This is a genomic window from Saccharopolyspora sp. NPDC045941, assembly GCF_056431445.1.
This window is the reverse complement of record NZ_JBWKKU010000040.1, coordinates 1-15,904: the sequence shown is the minus strand read 5'-3', so window position 1 is coordinate 15,904 and position 15,904 is coordinate 1. Positions and strand designations below refer to the sequence as shown.

Below are 15,904 nucleotides of genomic sequence, written 5' to 3'. Positions count from 1 at the left end.
GTGCGGGTAGGTGGACGAACGCAAGCTCGAGGAGCTGTTCCGCGATTCGGTGCAGTCCGTGCCTCCGGCGTCGTTCGACGAGAGCGACGTGGCGCAGGCATCGCGGCGGATCACGGCGCGCCGCCGGATGGCGGCGTTGGGCGGCACGGTGGTCGCGGCCGCCGTGCTGGTGGGCGGCGTCGGCTTGGGGACCGGCATGTTCGGGTCGTCGTCGAGCAGCGACGTCGCGAGCCGGCCGGAGACCGCGTCGATCTCCCCGCGCGTCGACGGGCCGGTCGTCCTGGGTGACCGCTCGGGCCGGTGCGGGCCGGACGCGCAGCTCGCGGCGGCGGTGACCAAGCAGCTGCCGGAGGCCGCCGGGATGGCGCCGGTCGCCCCGGACCCGTGCCCGTCCGGCGCGAAGACGGCTTCGTTCGTGCTGCGCGACGGGTCTTCGTCGGGCAGCGTCACGGTGATCGTGAGCCCGGTTGGCGCGGTGTCGCCGGAGCAGGCGACGCCCGGCGACGTGCGGCGCCCGGACGGCACCGAGCAGTCGGTGCGCAAGGCCCGCAGCGGCAAGCTGGTCGTCGTGCTCAGCGATCCGGACGCCGGCTCTCCGGCGGCGCCGTACGGCGCGCGGATCGCGTCGATCGCGGGCGGCCTGGCCGACCAGTTCTGATCTCCGCGGCGCGGTAGTTCGGTTCGCTTCGCTCGTGAGTGCTTTGGATCGCTATGGCACTCCAAACCGCTCACGAGCTCTGAACTGCGGAAACGGTTCTCCGCGCGTCCCTCGTGTCCGGTATGTGGTGGCATCGCTCACCAGAACGGTACTGCCGTACCAGATTATTGGTACGTTAGTACCAGACAGCGGGTGAGCGGCCCGGCTGCCGGATCGAGGGAAGGGCGACCAGCAATGATGGCCTGGATCATTCTGATGGTTTCGGGAATCTTCGAGGCGGGTTGGGCGATCTCGCTCAAGCTCTCGCACGGCTTCAGCCGGCTGATCCCGACGGTGTCGTTCTTCGTGCTGGCCGCCATCAGCTTCGCGGGCCTGGCGTACGCGATGCGGACGTTGCCCGCGGGCCCCGCGTACGCGGTGTGGACCGGCATCGGCGCCGCGCTGACGGCGATCATCGGCATGGTCTGGCTGGGCGACGGCGTCTCCGCGCTGAAGCTGGTCTCGATCGTGCTGATCGTCGCCGGCGTGATCGGCCTGAACCTCGCGGGCGCCGGCCACTGACCCGCGGACGGGGCATTTCTCGCGGAATCGCGCCGGTGGTCGTGAGTGGTGGTGGTCGCCCAGGTGGCCACCGCCGCTCACGACCGTTCGCGTGACCACGCCGTGCTCGCTGACGAATAGGATCGGCAGACATGACAGCGGCCAGTACTCCGAAGGGCGAGCGGCGGCGGCAGGCCTTGGTCGTGGCTGCCGCGCAGCTGCTGGCCGAGGGCGGCTTCGAAGCCGTGCGGCATCGTGCGGTCGCCGAGCGTGCCGGCTTGCCACTGGCCTCCACCACCTACTACTTCTCGTCGCTGGACGATCTGGTCAGCGCCGCCGTCGAGTACGAGTCGCGGCAGGAGCTCGCCACCGGCCGGGCCCGACTCGACGAGCTCGCCGAGCGCCCGCGCGGCACCGACGCGGTGATCGAGCTGCTGCTGGACCTCCTGCTGGGCACCGGATCGCGCGACGGCGGCGCGGAGCCGGTGCTGCTGCGCTACGAGCGGCTGGTCGGCTCGCCGCGCCGTCCTTACCTGGCGCCGCTGATGCGCGAGCTCAGCGCCGAACTGCACGACCTGCTCGCGGAGATCTTCGCCCGCAGCGGCATGGAGGTCGGCCGCGAACGGCTGCTCGAACTGATCGCGCTGGTGGACGGCGCGGTGGTGAACGCGCTGATCGAAAGCGACCCGGATCCCCGCGGCGCGGCGCGCCGGATGCTGCGCTCTCAGCTCGGCTGAGCCACCCGGTACAGCCGCGCGTACGAGCCGTCGGCGGCGAGCAGCTCCTCGTGGCTGCCCAGCTCGACGATGCGCCCGTCGGACATCACGGCCACCTGGTCGGCGTTGCGCGCGGTGTGCAGGCGGTGCGCGATAGCGATCACCGTGCGCCCCGCCAGCAGCGTCGAAAGCGCCCGTTCGAGCTCCCGCGACGTGACGTTGTCCAGCAGCGATGTCGCCTCGTCGAGGACCACCGTGTGCGGGTCGGCCAGCAGCACACGGGCCAGCGCGAGCTGCTGCGCGCGGGCCGCCGGGACCGGGTGCCCGCCCGCACCGAGGACCGTGTCCAGCCCGTCCGGTAGCGCCGACACCCAGTCCTGCAGCCCGACCGCCTTGAGCGCGTCGGTCAGCTGGTCGTCGTTCGGGTCGCCGTCGGCCAGCGCGAGGTTCTCCCGCAGCGAGCAGGCGAAGACGTGGTGCTCCTGGGTCAGCAGCACCACCTCGCGGCGCAGCCGCGCGGCGGGCAGGTCGGTGATCTCCGTGCTGCCGAAGGCGACCGATCCGGAGTCCGGCCGGCTGATGCCGGCGATCAGCCTGCCGAGCGTCGACTTGCCCGCGCCGGACGGGCCGACGATCACCAGCCGCTGACCGGCCGGGACGGCCAGGTCGATGCCGTGCAGGATCTCCCGGTCCTCCCGGTAGGAGAAGCGCACGTCGCGGATCACCAGGTCGCGACCCGGCTCCTCCCCGGGGCGGGACGCGTCGTCGTCGGCCACCGGGACCTCGCGGACGCCGAGGATGCGTTGCAGCGCCGTGTGCCCGGTCTGCAGCTCTTCGAGCCACATGAACAGCTCGTCGAACGGGTTCGACATCGCCTGCGCGTAGAGCACGACGGTGATGATGGTGCCGAGCTCGACGAGTTCCGCCTGGTACGCCCAGCCGCCGATGAGCAGGATCGCGCCGATCGGCAGCACGTACGACAGCTCCAGGAACGGCAGCCACACCGTGAGCATGTTCCGGTGCCGCTTCTCCGCCGCGGCGGCCCGGCCGAGCACCTGCTCGTTGTGCGCCCGGCGGCGCGCGCCCAGGCGCAGGGCCGCGATGGCCCGCGCGCCCTCGACGGATTCGTGCGTGCTCGACTGGGCTTCCGACCAGTTCGCCGCGACCTGCTCGATGTTCGGCAGCGAACGCGGGAAGTACCAGCGGGTGCTGAAGACCATCAGCGGCACCGCGACCAGCATCCCGCAGGCGAGCAGCGGCGAGGTGATGATCATCGCCGTGCCGGTCAGCACGATGGTGATCAGAGCCGTGGCGATCTCGGGCGCGGCGTTGCGGATCGTGTAGTCGAGCCGGTCGACGTCCGTGGTCGCGCGGCTGAGCAGGTCGCCGGTGCCGGCCGCCTCGACGGTGCCCAGCGGCAGCCGCAGCGCGTGGCCGACCATGCTCTCGCGCGATTCCGCCAGCAGGTGCTCGCCGAGCATCGTCGCGCGCATCCTGGCCGAACGAGCCAGCAGCGCCTGCACCACCAGCACCACGAGGAACACCGCGGCGAGCAGGTCGACGTATCCGGTGGTGGTGCCGGTGACCACCGAGTCGACGAGGGAACCGAGGATCTGCGGCCCGATCAGCCCGACCAGCGTCGTCAGGCCGAACAGCAGCATCATCGCGGCGAAGCGACGGCGGTGCACCAGGAGCGTGCGCCACATCCAGCGGCGCACCGCGGTTCCGCCCGCCAGCGGCAGTTTCGTGCTCATGCGTCGGCTCCCACGTGCCGCACCTGATCCGCCACGGCCATCCACAACGGACTTTGACTCAGCACCACGGTGGTGCGTCCGCGGCGCAACTCGCCGACCCGCTCCGCGATCCTCGCCTCGGTGTGCGCGTCGACCGCCGAGGTCGGTTCGTCCAGGATCAGCACGTCGGCGTCCGAGCACAGCGCGCGGGCGAGCAGCAGGCGCTGCCGCTGACCGCCGGAGAGCGAGCGGGCGCGCTCGTCGAGCAGCCCGTCGGCGGGCAGGGCCGACATCACGTCGTGCGCATCGGACGCGTGCAACGCGCTTTCGACGTCCACATCGGACTCCAGGTCGATCTCGGTGCGGGCCGGTCCGGAGAACAGCTGGTCCTGGTTGTGCGCCAACACGATTCGGCGGCGCACCTCGGCCGGCTCGACGTCGCGCAGCGGCACGCCGCCGGCGATCGCCGCACCGGCGAGACGTTCTGCGAGGGCTTCCGCGTGTTCGCCGGCGTCGATCACGGTCAGCTCGCCCGCCGGGATGCGCAGGCCGCTCGCCTCGTCGAACAGGTCCAGCGGGCCCGGCGGCAGCGGCCTCGGGTGCTCCGGCGGCGCGGGCTCGGGCTCCAGCCGCAGCAGCGAGCCCATCCGACCGGCCGCGACCTGCGCGGACGCGAACGCGTAGGCCGCTTCGGTGGCGGTGCGAACGGGGATGACCAGGTACGCCGACACGCCGTAGAACGCGACGAGCTCGCCGACGCTGATGTCGCCGTCCAGCGCCAGCCGCGCGCCGATCCAGGTGACCAGCACCGTGACCAGGCCGGGCAGCAGGATCTCCGCGGCGGCCAGCAGCGCCTCGATCCGCCCGGCGGCCACCCCGGCGACCCGGACCCGCTGGGAGGCGTCGACGAACCGCGCGTGGAAGCGGGACTCGCCGCCGACGCCGCGCAGGATCCGCAGCCCGGACACGATGTCCGCGGCCTGCGCGCTGACCTGCGACAACTCCTCCCGCTGCGCTTCCTCGCGGCGGCGCAGCGGGGCCAGCAGCGGCCCGATGCCCACGGTCGCCAGCGGCACGCCGATCAGCACGATGACGCCCATCACCGGCGAGATCCACAGCACCGCGGCGGCGGCGACCGCGAAGGAGACCAGCGATCCGGTGGCCCGCCCGATCACCTCGAACACCCCGCCGATGCGGTAGATGTCCGTCGCGCCGACCGTGACCACCTCGCCCGCCCGGACCTTGCGGGTCAGCGTGCCGCCGAGCCCGATCACGTGGCCCAGCACGAGCCGCTGGGATCCCGCCGCGCCGTGCAGCCAAAGCGTGTGCGAGGCCCAGTTCAGCGTGCCGGCGGTGACCATCAGCGTGAGGCCGAGCGCCACCACGACCAGCACCCAGCCCAGCAGCGCGCCGTCGACGCCGTCGCGGATCCCCTCGTCGATCGCCCGGCCGACCACCAGCGGCATCAGCGCCGTCGGCAGCATCCACAATGCGCCGGAAATGGTCGCAAGCGTCAGCAGTCCCGGCCGTTGCGCCAGCAGGGACCACAGGAACCGGGATGCACTCGAACCGCTGGAAGCCATGGTGACATCGACGGTAGTTCGCACCATGCGTCCCGGTCGACCGATTTTCCGCCGGGCCGCGGGGTGGTCAGAAGTCCCAGGTGGTTTCCGCGAAATCGCCCTCGGCGGCTTCCCGCGAGCATTCCTGGCATTTGTCGGTGACCGGTTTCGAGTTCGGTTCGCGCCCGCTCGGCGTGGGCTGCGGAACCTTCAGCGCGGCGCCGCACAGGGCCGGTATCGACTGCCCCGCGTACACCGCGCCGGGTCGAAACGTGGTGGCGTGTCTCAGGGTGAGGCCCATGCCGACGATCCAGAACACGTCCTGCCGCTCATCGCGGAACACGTCGATGGCCATCCGTTCGTAGTTCCTTTGTTCGCATCAACCCTGTGGTGCACCAACGATATGGTCGGGATTTGCCGCCGTCCAGCGAGGGCCGGGCCATTTAGGGCCAAATTAATGCACCGATCGGTTATCGATCGCGAATTTCGTGCCGCGCCACGGGATTTACCTGCCGGAATGCGTGCGCGTGCTGGACCGATCGGATGGCGGTGATCTTCGGGATCGATAACGAGTTGCGCGTTCGTGCAACCCCGCGCGGCCGGGCTCCGTAGACAACGGCGGTAGCGCGAAAGGGGACCGATTCCATGCGGGCCGAACGGGAACAGGAGTTCCGCGAGTTCGCCGCGGCGCGTGCGCTGTGGCTGCGCCGCTCGGCGTACCTGCTGTGCGGGGACTGGCACCTCGCCGAAGACCTCGCCCAGAACACGCTCCTCAAGCTCTACCGGGCGTGGCAACGGGTCGACATGTCCACAGTGGACGCATATGTGCGGAAGGTGCTGTTCCGGGCGTGGCTCGACGAGAGCCGCCGGCCGTGGCGGCGCGCGGAGCGGCGCGACGGCTCGCTGCCGGAAACCGGTGATGACACGGTCGATCCGGCTGAAGAGGGACTGCGCTCGTGGAGCAGAGAGTTGCTGCTGCGCGCGTTGTCCGAGGTCCCGCCGAAGCAGCGGGCGGTGCTCGTCCTGCGCTACTGGGAGGACCTGCCCATCGCCGAAGTCGCCGCGGCCCTCGGGTGCTCCGAAGGCACGGTCAAGAGCCAGGCGTCGCGTGGACTGGAGAACCTGCGCGCGGCCATCGCCACATCCGATCCCGACCTGGCCTCGACGGCCGCGAGGAGGAGCGAGTGATGCAGGAAGAACTGCTGCGCGAGGGAATGCGGGCCGCCGTCGACGACGAGCCGCCGCTGGGCTTCTCGCCGGACGACCTGGTCGCCGAGGGCAAGCGCCGGCAGCGCAGGCGGCGCGCCACGATCGGCGCCGTGGCGGCGACCCTCGTCGTCCTGGCCGGCGCGGCCGCCGTGCCGGGCATGATGACCGGCCCGACGCCGATCGTCCCGGCGGCACCGCAGGTCAGTGCGGTCAAGCCGATCGAGTGGCCGCCGAAGGGCATTGCGCCGATGAGCCTGCCCGAATCGCAGCTGATCGCCGAGGGCGAGCGGATCCGCGGCCACCTGGCCGAAATCATCCCCGTGGTCGACACCGCGGCCTTCAACGTCACGACCACCCAGCCGCACGGCCTCGGGCCGGGCCTCGGTACCGAGGCGCCCGCGACCGTCGTCGTGCGGGCCGGCTTCGAGTACGCGCTGGTGTCGAAGGGAAAGGAGGTCCGACTGCCGATGCAGCTGACGGTGGTGGTGCAGGGACCGGGCGCGGCGCCGGTCCAGCTCGCGCAGTCGTGCGGAGACGGCGAGCCGACGCAGGTGTTGCTCGGCTGCACCACGCGCGTGCTCGATGACGGATCGATCGTCCTGGAAGGCGCGACCGGCCTCGCCTCCCTGGGTAAGGACGGGCCGACGACGCACATCGTCCGGCACTTCCGGACCGACGGCACCGTTGTCTCGGCCACCGCGTCGCACACCGCCGGCCCGGAGGCCGCAGGCCTGGGGGCCTACCGGCAGCTGCACGTGGATCGCCTCGACCTGATCGCGACCGATCGGGAAATCGCGTTGAAGGGCTGACGCCCGCCGAAGCCCTTTCCCATTCGAATCGTCCTTGGCGGAAATGTCCAATCCGTTGGATTTTGTCCGAAAAACGAAGGGAAATGCAGGAATGCGCACCACGACTCACCGCGGTTCCCGGCTCGGCCGGGTGGCCGCCGCCGTCACCCTGGCCGCCACCTCGCTGCTGGCGCTGCCGCTGTCGGCGACCGCCGAAGGCGCCGCGGACGTCCCGGACATCCAGTGGCCCCCGGCCGGGACGACCCCGCCGAACTACCCGCCGGAGGAGATGGACAAGCACGCCACCGCCCTGCAGCAGCGGATGGAGGCGGCCTTCCCGGCGGCCGTCCCGCACGCCGTGGACCCGGTGACGCCGAAGCCTCAGCAGCTCAGCGACACGCAGTTCCTGCACGGCACGACGGTCTTCCGCGACTCCATCGGCCGCGCCGGGGTGACCATGCAGTACAACGCGCCGGGCGTGGTGCAGAAGTCGCCGAAGGAGTCGTGCGAGAACCCGGGCGGAACGCCGGTGACCTTCTGCGAAGGCCGGCTGCTCGAAGACGGTTCGGTGCTGGTGCACCGGCGCCTGGAGAGCGACGGCTACGTGGTCGCGACGGCGGACCACTACATGCTCGACGGCAGCGTGACGATGGTCAGCAGCTACAACTACGACCCGATCATCGACGACCAGCAGGACCCGACGAAGCGCCCGGAGGTCGCGGTGCCCTACGAGCAGCTCGACGTGCTCGCCGCCGACCCCGAGCTCGCCCTGCACTGACCCCCTCGCCCGAAGGGCCCGCAGTGTCAATGAGGTTTTTCCAACCTCGTTTTGCGTGGCGGTGCGGGTGGCGACACGGCGTCAGGGCTGTCCTCGCCAGGAAGCCTCTGAGAACCCGCGGCGGTGCGGGTGTCGTAGATGGGTTATGCGTTTGCGGCGCATGCGACAGCCCATCGACGTGCAGCTTTGCGGCCCGCGGCTGCGGGCCGACCAGGATGAAAACGCTCATTGAAACCAGCACCGGGGGCCAGGGGACCGCAGTTTCAATTGAAACTGCGGCCCCCTGAGGTGCCCTCCGCCTCGTCCCAGGAGTCCCACGAGTCGCGGTCGGGCGCGGCTTCCGGCGTGGCGTGACCGGGTGGGCCGAACGGCGGTGGGTCGCCGGTATCCTGGCTGTTCGTGACGGTCAAGCCCAGCATTCCGAACGTCCTCGCCGCCCGCTACGCCTCGCCCGAGCTGGTCGAGCTGTGGTCCCCGCAGCAGAAGATCATCCTGGAGCGCAAGCTGTGGCTCGCGGTGCTGCGCGCCCAGGCCGACCTCGGCATCGAGGTCCCCGAGAACGCGGTCGCCGACTACGAGCGGGTGCTGGAGCAGGTCGACCTCGACTCCATCGCCGCCCGCGAGCGCGTCACCCGCCACGACGTCAAGGCCCGCATCGAGGAGTTCAACGCCCTCGCCGGCCACGAGCAGATCCACAAGGGCATGACCTCCCGGGATCTCACCGAGAACGTCGAGCAGCTGCAGGTCCGGCTCAGCCTGGAGCTGGTCCGCGACCGCTCGGTCGCCGTCCTGGCGCGGCTCGGCAAGCTCGCCGGCGAGTACGGCGAGCTGGTCATGGCCGGTCGCTCGCACAACGTCGCCGCCCAGGCGACCACGCTCGGCAAGCGCTTCGCCACCGCCGCCGACGAGCTGCTCGTCGGCTTCCACCGGCTGGAGGAGCTGCTCGCGCGCTACCCGCTGCGCGGCATCAAGGGCCCGGTCGGCACGGCGCAGGACATGCTCGACCTGCTCGGCGGCGACCCGGCGAAGCTCACCGAGCTGGAGCGCCGGGTGGCCGGCCACCTCGGCTTCGGCAGCACGCTGACCAGCGTCGGCCAGGTCTACCCGCGCTCGCTGGACTTCGAGGTGCTCACCGCGCTGGCCCAGCTCGCCGCCGCGCCGTCCAACGTGGCGACCACGATCCGGCTGATGGCCGGGCACGAGCTGGTGACCGAGGGCTTCAAGCCGGGCCAGGTCGGCTCCAGCGCGATGCCGCACAAGATGAACACCCGGTCCTGCGAGCGGGTCAACGGCCTCGCGGTGGTGCTGCGCGGCTTCGTGTCGATGGTCGGCGAGCTGGCCGGCGACCAGTGGAACGAGGGCGACGTGTCCTGCTCCGTGGTGCGCCGGGTGGCGCTGCCGGACGCGTTCTTCGCCTTCGACGGCCTGCTGGAGACGTTCCTGACGGTGCTCGACGAGTTCGGCGCGTTCCCCGCCGTGGTCGCCCGCGAGCTCGACCGCTACCTGCCGTTCCTGGCCACCACGAAGGTGCTGATGGCGGCGGTGCGGTCCGGTGTCGGCCGCGAGACCGCGCACGAGGCGATCAAGGAGAACGCGGTGGCGGTCGCGCTGGCGATGCGCGAGCAGGGCGCGGAGCGCAACGACCTCCTGGACCGGCTGGCGGCCGATGACCGCCTCCCGCTGGACCGGGCGGAGCTGGACGCCCTCCTGGCGGACCGCCTCGCCTTCACGGGAGCGGCGGCGGCCCAGGTCGGCGCCATCGTCGACCAGGTCGAGAAGATCACGACCCGCCACCCGGATGCGGCGGCCTACGCCCCCGCCGACATCCTCTGACGGCAACCGACGGCAGGTGAATCCGGCTGAAGATCCCCTCGCCGGGTCCACCCACCGCAATTTCAATGGAAATCAGAGCTCTGATTTCCATTGAAATTGCGGCCCCGACCGGCCCGGACGCACCGCTCGTGCGCACTTTGGAGTGCTATGGCGATCCGAAGTGCGCACGAGACCTGGCCTGGACAGCTGTGATCCCGGCGAACAGGTCGTCCTCCGGGAACGTCGTGTCGACCATGCTGCGGGCCAGGTGGTAGTCCTCGGTCGGCCACACCTCCCGCTCGACTTCGCGCGGGTGCGCGAAGAACGGGTGGTCCGGGTCCAGCTGCGTGGCGTGCGCGAGCGCCGCCCGGTCCCGGGTCTCGAAGTGCTCCGCGCACCGGATCCGGGTGGTGACGGCCAGGTTCGGCGCGCTGTCCGGCCAGTCGGCGAGCACCGGCGCGAACAGCGACTCCAGGCCGCGCGCCGTCATCGCCTCGTCCAGCGCCTCGAACCACGCCCGGGACAGCGCGGCCTGGTAGTACAGCTTCAGCGGCTGCCACGGCCGCCCGTCGCCGGGGTAGCGCGCCGGGTCGGCGGCCGCCTCGAAGGCGGCGGCGGTCACCTCGTGGGTCTTGATGTGATCGGGATGCGGGTAGCCGCCGGTCTCGTCGTAGGTGATGACCACGTGCGGCCGGAACTCGCGGATCGCGGCGACCAGCGGCCGGGCCGCGACGTCGAGCGGCTGGACGGCGAAGCAGTCGTCCGGCAGCGGCTCGCCGTCGGCGGGCAGCCCGGAGTCGACGAACCCGAGGAACCGCTGCCGCACGCCGAGGATCTCCGCGGCGGCGGCCATTTCCCGCCGGCGGATCCCGGCCAGGTCCGCCCGCACCTCGGGGCGGTCCAGCCGCTTGTTCAGCACGTCGCCGCGCTCCCCGCCGGTGCAGGTCACGACCAGCACTTCCGCACCTGCGGCCGCGTAGCGGGCCAGGGTGGCGGCGCCCTTGCTGGACTCGTCGTCGGGGTGGGCGTGCACGCTCATCAGGCGCAAGGTCATTTCGGCTCCTCCTTCGCGGCGGGCAGCAGGAATGCGGGGATCAGGCTCAACGCGGTGATGCCGAACGCCCACCAGAAGGTGTCGCCGAACGCGGCCGCCGGTTCGGGCGCCGACGTGCTGGACCTGTTGGTAGTAAAGCGGAATCAGCAGCATCGAGCTGTAGAGCGAGGCGCCGAGCAGGAACGAATTGCCGGTGGCGGCGGCAAATCCCCGGCGCGCGAACAGGCGCAGGTCGATCAGCGGCGTGCCCCGGCCCCGCAGCGCGTGCACACCGTAGCCGATCAGCAAAGCCGCGCCTGCGGCCAGCGAAGCCACCGTCCACATCGAACCGAAACCGCCGGCAGCCCCGGCCGCGGTGAACCCGTACACCACGGCGGCCAGCCCGGGCGAGAGCAGCAGCAGGCCGACGGCGTCCAGCCGGTTGCCGCTCGCGGTGCCCGGCTCGGACGGCAGCACCCGCACCGCGAGCCACAGCGCGATGAGCCCGATCGGCAGGTTGATCAGGAACATCCAGCGCCAGTCCAGGCTCTGCACGATCGCGCCGCCGAGGATCGGGCCGACCACCGGCGCGAGCATCACCGGGATCGACGTCACGCCCATCACGCGGCCGATCTTGGATCCGGCGGCCTGGGCGACCATCGATTGGCCGATCGGCTGCATCATCCCGCCGCCGATGCCCTGCAGGACGCGGAACGCGACCAGCGCCGGGGCCGACCAGGCGATGCCGCAGAGCGCGGACCCGCCGACGAACAGGGCCACGGAGACCAGCCACATCCGCTTGGCGCCGAACCGCTCGGACGCCCAGCCGGAGATCGGCATCACCAGCGACACGGCCAGCAGGTATCCGGTCGACACCCACTGGATCGTGCTCAGCGGGCTGCGCAGCTCGCCGGCGATCGCGTCGATCCCGACGTTGACGATTGTGGCGTCCAGCCCGCCCAGCACCGCGCCGAGCAGCAGGACTCCGGCCATCCGCCACAGCTGGGCTGGAACCTCGTCATCCGATCGCGCCGCCGGGGCGTCTTTCGCAACCGTCATCGCACCTCCTCGCATCGAGCAACGGAGGTTAACTTAGGTTGAGCCCAATTATTAGGTCAAGTACATTATTTGGGTGTGACCTAGCTCGATGACTAGGCTGGGCCGCATGAGCCCTGTGTCAACCACAGCCCTCCTCAACCGCACCCCAGGGGGCCGTGACGCGAACCAGCCACGAGAAACCACGCAACGGGAGATCGGGCTGAACGCGACCACCACTGCGGATCGCGGAGAGGCGGACCAGTCATGAGCACGGAGGGACTGCGGGAACGGCGCAAGCGGCAGACGAGGCAGGAGATCTCGCACGTCGCGACGCGGCTGTTCATCGAGCACGGCTTCGAGAACGTGACGATCGCGCAGGTGGCGGCCGCGACCGGGGTGGCGAAGATGACCGTCACCAACCACTTCCCGCGCAAGGAGGACCTGCTCCTCGACATGCACGAGGAACTGGTCGCCGGGCCGGCGCAGACGGTCTTGGAGCGTGAGCCGGGCGAGTCGGCGCCGGCTGCGCTGCGGCGCGCCTACTTCGAGGCGCTGGCCCGGCGCGACGCGCTGATCGGTTTCTCCGGAGCGGAGTTCGTCCGCGTGATCAGCGGGAGCCCGACGCTGCAGGCCCGGCTGCGGGAGATCCACGAGCAGCGGGAACGGGCGCTGACCGATGCGCTGGCGCCGGAGCTCGACGAGTTCACCGCGAAGCTGCTGGCGGCACAAGCGACGACGGCGTACCGCGTGCTGCTGGAGGAGATCTTCCGTCGAACGCTCGACGGCGCGGACCACGAGGAGATCGCGGCGGCGATCGAACCCCTCGCCGAGCAGGCCTTCGACGGGCTGCAACGAGCCTTCACGTGAGCCTTTCGGGTACTTGTTCTTTGCGGCGATTTCGCGCGAAATCGCCGCTCGCCACGCCTGAGAGGTGGCGATTTCGCGCTCTTACTTACCAAGTTCACACAGACCAGCGCCGGACCACCGGGCAGCCCGTTACCAGCGGCAATAACCCCGACCCGACGTCACCAGGCCAGCACGGGAACCTAGATTCCCAAGCCATCACGCCCGATCGGTCCGTGTGAGCCCGCACCGACCAGACGGTAACGCATGACCAGCCGCTACCGATCTGATCATGGCAGGTAAGGGAGCATGACAGTGGCGCGGCGGACCACCAACCGCAGGGTTGAGCAGGCGGCAGCCCCTCACGCGGGGCTACGGGTGCTGGGTCGTATCCGGTTGAGCCGGTTTCAGGGGCGTGAGGACACCACGACCAGCCCTGAGCGTCAGCGGCTAGCTATCGAGCGTTGGGCGGAAGCCAACGGACACACCATCGTTGGTTGGGCTGAGGATATGGACCTTGGTCGGTCCGTTGACCCGTTCGTGGCGGACAACCTCAAGCCGTGGTTTACCGAACCTGAGTTGATCGATTCGTGGGACATCATCGCCACGTGGAAGCTGGACCGGTTAGCTACGGGGTCCATCTATCTCTCCAAGGTGATGACCTGGTGCCAGGAACACGGCAAGTCGATTGTCTCGACGTCTGAAACTTTCGACCTGAATTCGGGTCCTGGCCGGATGGTTGCATTCATCCTCGCTGAAGTCGCCGCAGGCGAGCTCGAAGCTATCCGGGAACGGAACACCAACGCATTCGATTACACGTACTCCAAAGGCATGTACACGGGTCGTATGACCCCCTACGGCTACAAAGCCGATGGTAACGAATACGTGGTGGACCACGAGGCCAAGGCAGTGATCCTTGAAATCGTCGGCCGTGTGATCGATGGTGAATCCGTCCGGAAAATCATCATCGATCTAAACGACCGTGGTGTACCGTCGCCGCGTGATCGGCAGCGGTTGAACACGGGGAATAAATCCAAGGGCGCTGCGTGGTCTCACCAGACGATTAACCGGATTCTTGAGTCTGAGACCCTGCTCGGCTACGCGATTCGTCGTGATCCTGTGCTCGGCGTGGACGGTAAACCGATCCGCGATGCCAAGGGTAAGAAGAAATTCGGTGAGCCGTACGTGGTGCGGGATGAAACCGGAGCACCTGTTCAGCGTGCCGAGGAAATCATCACCCGTACTCGGTTCGATGAACTTCAGGAAGCTCTCGGTAAGCGGGTGAAGTCCGCGCCTAAGCGCCGGAAGACTGAGACGGATCTGTTGCTGCGGGTGTTCTACTGCCCGTGCGGCGAACCTCGGTACACGGTTTCGAATGGTTCCCGTACCTACTACAGGTGCGCCAGTTCTCAGAAGGGCAAGCCTTGCGGACACAAGGCCATTCGTAAGGAACTCGCCGAGTCGATTTTCGAAGACGGCATGCTGGACTCTTTCGGCGACCTGCCGATGCAGAAACGGGTGTACGTTCCTGCTACTAACAACGCGAACGAACTAGCGAGCATCGAGGCTGAGATTAACTCGATCGCTGATGTTATTACCTCGCCTGCTTTCCGAGGTAAGACCAAGGAAAAGCTCGCTAACCGTCTTGAGGCTCTGGACGCTCGTAGGACTGAGTTGGAAGCTCAGCCGGTGCGACAGGCAGGGTATCGGCTGGAACTGACCGGAGAGACGTTCTCAGAGCACTGGAACGGCCTTGATGCTGACTCTCGTAACTCGTTCCTGCGGAACGCCAAGGTTCGGTTCGAGATGAATTCAGACTCCGAGTCCGCTTTCGGCTTTACGCACCTGGAAGCGTTGCTAGGTCTGATCGACCCTGAGATCACCCCGAAACAGTTCGACGCGGATACAGCGGCTAAGGCAGTCGCGCACGTCGCCGAGCTTAAGCGAGACGGCGCAACGTTCGGCGACAAAGGCGAGATCCCTCGTTCTACTCCTGAGCAGAAGGCCCAGCGGGAAGAGATCCGGCGCAGACTGCGCGCGGGTGAATCGCTGGACGACAACAATAAAGACATCGAAGCACGGGCCGCCCTGGGGGAGAGCACCAAATGAACACGGAAGATTGGCTGACTCTCGTAGATAGCGAGTGTTTCATCAATGCAGCAGTCAGCCCGGACGGGTGTCAACTAGTCGTTTACCACAGCGAGCTAGTCCAGGAAACGGACGAGTTGTGGATGGAAGCTATCGGATTCCTGGCCAACTCGTGCTTCCGCCGACTGGACGGCGACTTCTGCCCGGATCCTGACATGATGTTCGGTTCCGCCCGAACCGTGGTGTTCGAGTTGTACGCGGAGTGCCCAGACGTCCCGCACTCCTGCGCAGCGGAGAGAAATCAGCGGTAAGCCCTTTCCGCTGATCAGCCCCCGGCCGAAACCGGGGGCCTTCCCTTCTCTGGGGTCCCCCCCCAACTGCCCGAAACGGCTAAAAGTCGCTGTACGGCCGCCTGAGGGCCAGGAATGGCTATCTCTGTGTACCCAGATGTACAGCTGAATCCCTAGGGTTTCACCGATCGACAGCGAGCCGTGGTTCGTCGGTAAGGACGTTACTAAGGTACTGGGGTTCAAGAACCCTAACGAGGCGGTGCGCGAACACGTTTTGCCTGGTCAGTCCACGATCGTGAAACGCGACAGTGGCGGCCCCAACTCCAACCTGACCGTGATCAACGAGCCCGGTCTGTACCGGCTGATCATGCGCAGCACTGGGGATCGCCAAGCCCCGCAACGCTGTGACCAGCTTGGATGAGGATGAGGCCCGTACTGTGGGCGTCATCGACAACGTGGGTCGTGAACAGCAGACGTATGTGATCAACGAGTCTGGGCTGTACTCCCTGATCCTGCGGAGACGCAAGCCCCGAGGCGAAGCGCTTCAAACGGGCAGGTCAGCCCCAATGTGGATAATGTCCACCCTAAGCAAGCACGTTTTGCCTGGTCACGCCGCAAATGCACTTGACGCATCTAGGCGGATCACCGAGCTTGCCGACGACTCATGCAGTGGTCTTCGCCACATCTACAGGGTTGGACCCGAGTAATCCAGAAAACTCAGCCCTAGTGTCGTGAGTCGTTGATTCATTGTCAGGTTGTTAGGGTGTGGTATGGGCGATGGTCGTGGACCGAAACTGGCCTTGCTGGAACTGAGCC

15 protein-coding genes and 1 pseudogene are annotated in these 15,904 nt (G+C 68.5%); 11 read left to right on the top strand and 5 right to left on the bottom strand.

Going from position 1 to position 15,904, the window contains the following annotated elements; genetic code table 11:
* The first annotated feature begins 10 nt into the window (after nucleotides 1–10).
* The 3 genes from AC07FN_RS28410 to AC07FN_RS28400 all read left to right on the top strand — a co-directional run bounded on the left by AC07FN_RS28410 (nucleotide 11) and on the right by AC07FN_RS28400 (nucleotide 1,935).
* The gene (locus tag AC07FN_RS28410) at nucleotides 11–658 is read left to right on the top strand and encodes a hypothetical protein (RefSeq protein WP_478398365.1); all 648 of its coding nucleotides are present in this window, start codon (nucleotides 11–13) and stop codon (nucleotides 656–658) included.
* Nucleotides 659–895: 237 nt separating this feature from the next.
* Nucleotides 896–1,219, top strand: coding sequence for a DMT family transporter (locus tag AC07FN_RS28405; protein WP_452615173.1), 324 nt, complete (start codon nucleotides 896–898; stop codon nucleotides 1,217–1,219).
* A gap of 131 nt (nucleotides 1,220–1,350) precedes the next feature.
* The gene (locus AC07FN_RS28400) at nucleotides 1,351–1,935 is read left to right on the top strand and encodes a TetR/AcrR family transcriptional regulator (protein ID WP_358580795.1); all 585 of its coding nucleotides are present in this window, start codon (nucleotides 1,351–1,353) and stop codon (nucleotides 1,933–1,935) included.
* Here the strand turns inward: AC07FN_RS28400 and AC07FN_RS28395 are convergent.
* The 3 genes from AC07FN_RS28395 to AC07FN_RS28385 form a co-directional block, all read right to left on the bottom strand.
* On the bottom strand, nucleotides 1,923–3,668 hold the full coding sequence (locus tag AC07FN_RS28395; RefSeq protein ID WP_478398364.1) for an ABC transporter ATP-binding protein: 1,746 nt from the start codon (nucleotides 3,666–3,668) through the stop codon (nucleotides 1,923–1,925). The two genes, AC07FN_RS28400 and AC07FN_RS28395, sit on opposite strands and share 13 nt — an antisense overlap.
* A complete protein-coding gene (locus AC07FN_RS28390; RefSeq protein WP_478398363.1) occupies nucleotides 3,665–5,230 on the bottom strand; it encodes an ABC transporter transmembrane domain-containing protein in 1,566 nt (521 codons plus the stop codon). The genes AC07FN_RS28395 and AC07FN_RS28390 overlap by 4 nt, the downstream gene beginning before the upstream one ends.
* 67 nt (nucleotides 5,231–5,297) lie before the next feature.
* Nucleotides 5,298–5,564: a hypothetical protein gene (locus AC07FN_RS28385; RefSeq protein WP_452615176.1), complete on the bottom strand. Its 267-nt coding sequence runs from the start codon at nucleotides 5,562–5,564 to the stop codon at nucleotides 5,298–5,300.
* Nucleotides 5,565–5,854: 290 nt separating this feature from the next.
* On the opposite strand from AC07FN_RS28385, the gene AC07FN_RS28380 reads away from it, so the two are divergent.
* From AC07FN_RS28380 to purB, 4 genes are all read left to right on the top strand, one after another.
* Entirely contained in the window at nucleotides 5,855–6,397 is a 543-nt protein-coding gene (locus AC07FN_RS28380; protein ID WP_478398362.1) for an RNA polymerase sigma factor, read from the top strand.
* Nucleotides 6,394–7,227, top strand: coding sequence for a hypothetical protein (locus AC07FN_RS28375; RefSeq protein ID WP_478398361.1), 834 nt, complete (start codon nucleotides 6,394–6,396; stop codon nucleotides 7,225–7,227). Before AC07FN_RS28380 ends, AC07FN_RS28375 begins: the two co-directional genes overlap by 4 nt.
* A 91-nt stretch (nucleotides 7,228–7,318) precedes the next feature.
* On the top strand, nucleotides 7,319–7,984 hold the full coding sequence (locus AC07FN_RS28370) for a hypothetical protein (protein WP_478398360.1): 666 nt from the start codon (nucleotides 7,319–7,321) through the stop codon (nucleotides 7,982–7,984).
* 399 nt (nucleotides 7,985–8,383) lie between these two features.
* On the top strand, nucleotides 8,384–9,817 hold the full coding sequence (gene purB, locus AC07FN_RS28365; RefSeq protein ID WP_478398359.1) for an adenylosuccinate lyase: 1,434 nt from the start codon (nucleotides 8,384–8,386) through the stop codon (nucleotides 9,815–9,817).
* Nucleotides 9,818–9,962: 145 nt separating this feature from the next.
* On the opposite strand, the gene mca is transcribed toward purB, so the two are convergent.
* Nucleotides 9,963–10,850 (bottom strand): mycothiol conjugate amidase Mca, encoded by an 888-nt coding sequence (gene mca / locus AC07FN_RS28360; RefSeq protein WP_478398430.1) that lies wholly within the window; start codon nucleotides 10,848–10,850, stop codon nucleotides 9,963–9,965.
* Nucleotides 10,851–10,961: 111 nt separating this feature from the next.
* Nucleotides 10,962–11,822 (bottom strand): annotated as a pseudogene (locus tag AC07FN_RS28355) (DHA2 family efflux MFS transporter permease subunit); the annotation flags it as partial.
* Between the two features lie 309 nt (nucleotides 11,823–12,131).
* On the opposite strand from AC07FN_RS28355, the gene AC07FN_RS28350 reads away from it, so the two are divergent.
* The 4 genes from AC07FN_RS28350 (at nucleotide 12,132) to AC07FN_RS28335 (ending at nucleotide 15,795) form a co-directional block, all read left to right on the top strand.
* On the top strand, nucleotides 12,132–12,734 hold the full coding sequence (locus tag AC07FN_RS28350) for a TetR/AcrR family transcriptional regulator (RefSeq protein ID WP_478398358.1): 603 nt from the start codon (nucleotides 12,132–12,134) through the stop codon (nucleotides 12,732–12,734).
* Nucleotides 12,735–13,025: 291 nt separating this feature from the next.
* A complete protein-coding gene (locus AC07FN_RS28345; RefSeq protein WP_478398357.1) occupies nucleotides 13,026–14,819 on the top strand; it encodes a recombinase family protein in 1,794 nt (597 codons plus the stop codon).
* A 438-nt stretch (nucleotides 14,820–15,257) separates the two neighbouring features.
* Complete coding sequence (locus AC07FN_RS28340) at nucleotides 15,258–15,509, top strand: BRO-N domain-containing protein (RefSeq protein WP_478398429.1); 252 nt, start codon at nucleotides 15,258–15,260, stop codon at nucleotides 15,507–15,509.
* Nucleotides 15,466–15,795 carry a BRO-N domain-containing protein gene (locus tag AC07FN_RS28335; protein WP_478398428.1) on the top strand — a complete coding sequence of 110 codons (330 nt, stop codon included), beginning with the start codon at nucleotides 15,466–15,468 and terminating at the stop codon, nucleotides 15,793–15,795. Before AC07FN_RS28340 ends, AC07FN_RS28335 begins: the two co-directional genes overlap by 44 nt.
* The last annotated feature ends 109 nt before the right edge of the window (nucleotides 15,796–15,904 follow it).

What these genes read in the sequence shown, in the direction of transcription:
- AC07FN_RS28370 (WP_478398360.1), top strand. Translation starts at nt 7,319, where the DNA reads ATGCGCACCACGACTCACCGCGGTTCCCGGCTCGGCCGGGTGGCCGCC.
- AC07FN_RS28405 (WP_452615173.1), top strand. Translation starts at nt 896, where the DNA reads ATGGCCTGGATCATTCTGATGGTTTCGGGAATCTTCGAGGCGGGTTGG.
- AC07FN_RS28350 (WP_478398358.1), top strand. Translation starts at nt 12,132, where the DNA reads ATGAGCACGGAGGGACTGCGGGAACGGCGCAAGCGGCAGACGAGGCAG.
- AC07FN_RS28385 (WP_452615176.1), bottom strand. Translation starts at nt 5,564, where the DNA reads ATGGCCATCGACGTGTTCCGCGATGAGCGGCAGGACGTGTTCTGGATC.
- AC07FN_RS28400 (WP_358580795.1), top strand. Translation starts at nt 1,351, where the DNA reads ATGACAGCGGCCAGTACTCCGAAGGGCGAGCGGCGGCGGCAGGCCTTG.
- mca (WP_478398430.1), bottom strand. Translation starts at nt 10,850, where the DNA reads ATGACCTTGCGCCTGATGAGCGTGCACGCCCACCCCGACGACGAGTCC.
- AC07FN_RS28390 (WP_478398363.1), bottom strand. Translation starts at nt 5,230, where the DNA reads ATGGCTTCCAGCGGTTCGAGTGCATCCCGGTTCCTGTGGTCCCTGCTG.
- AC07FN_RS28395 (WP_478398364.1), bottom strand. Translation starts at nt 3,668, where the DNA reads ATGAGCACGAAACTGCCGCTGGCGGGCGGAACCGCGGTGCGCCGCTGG.
- AC07FN_RS28380 (WP_478398362.1), top strand. Translation starts at nt 5,855, where the DNA reads ATGCGGGCCGAACGGGAACAGGAGTTCCGCGAGTTCGCCGCGGCGCGT.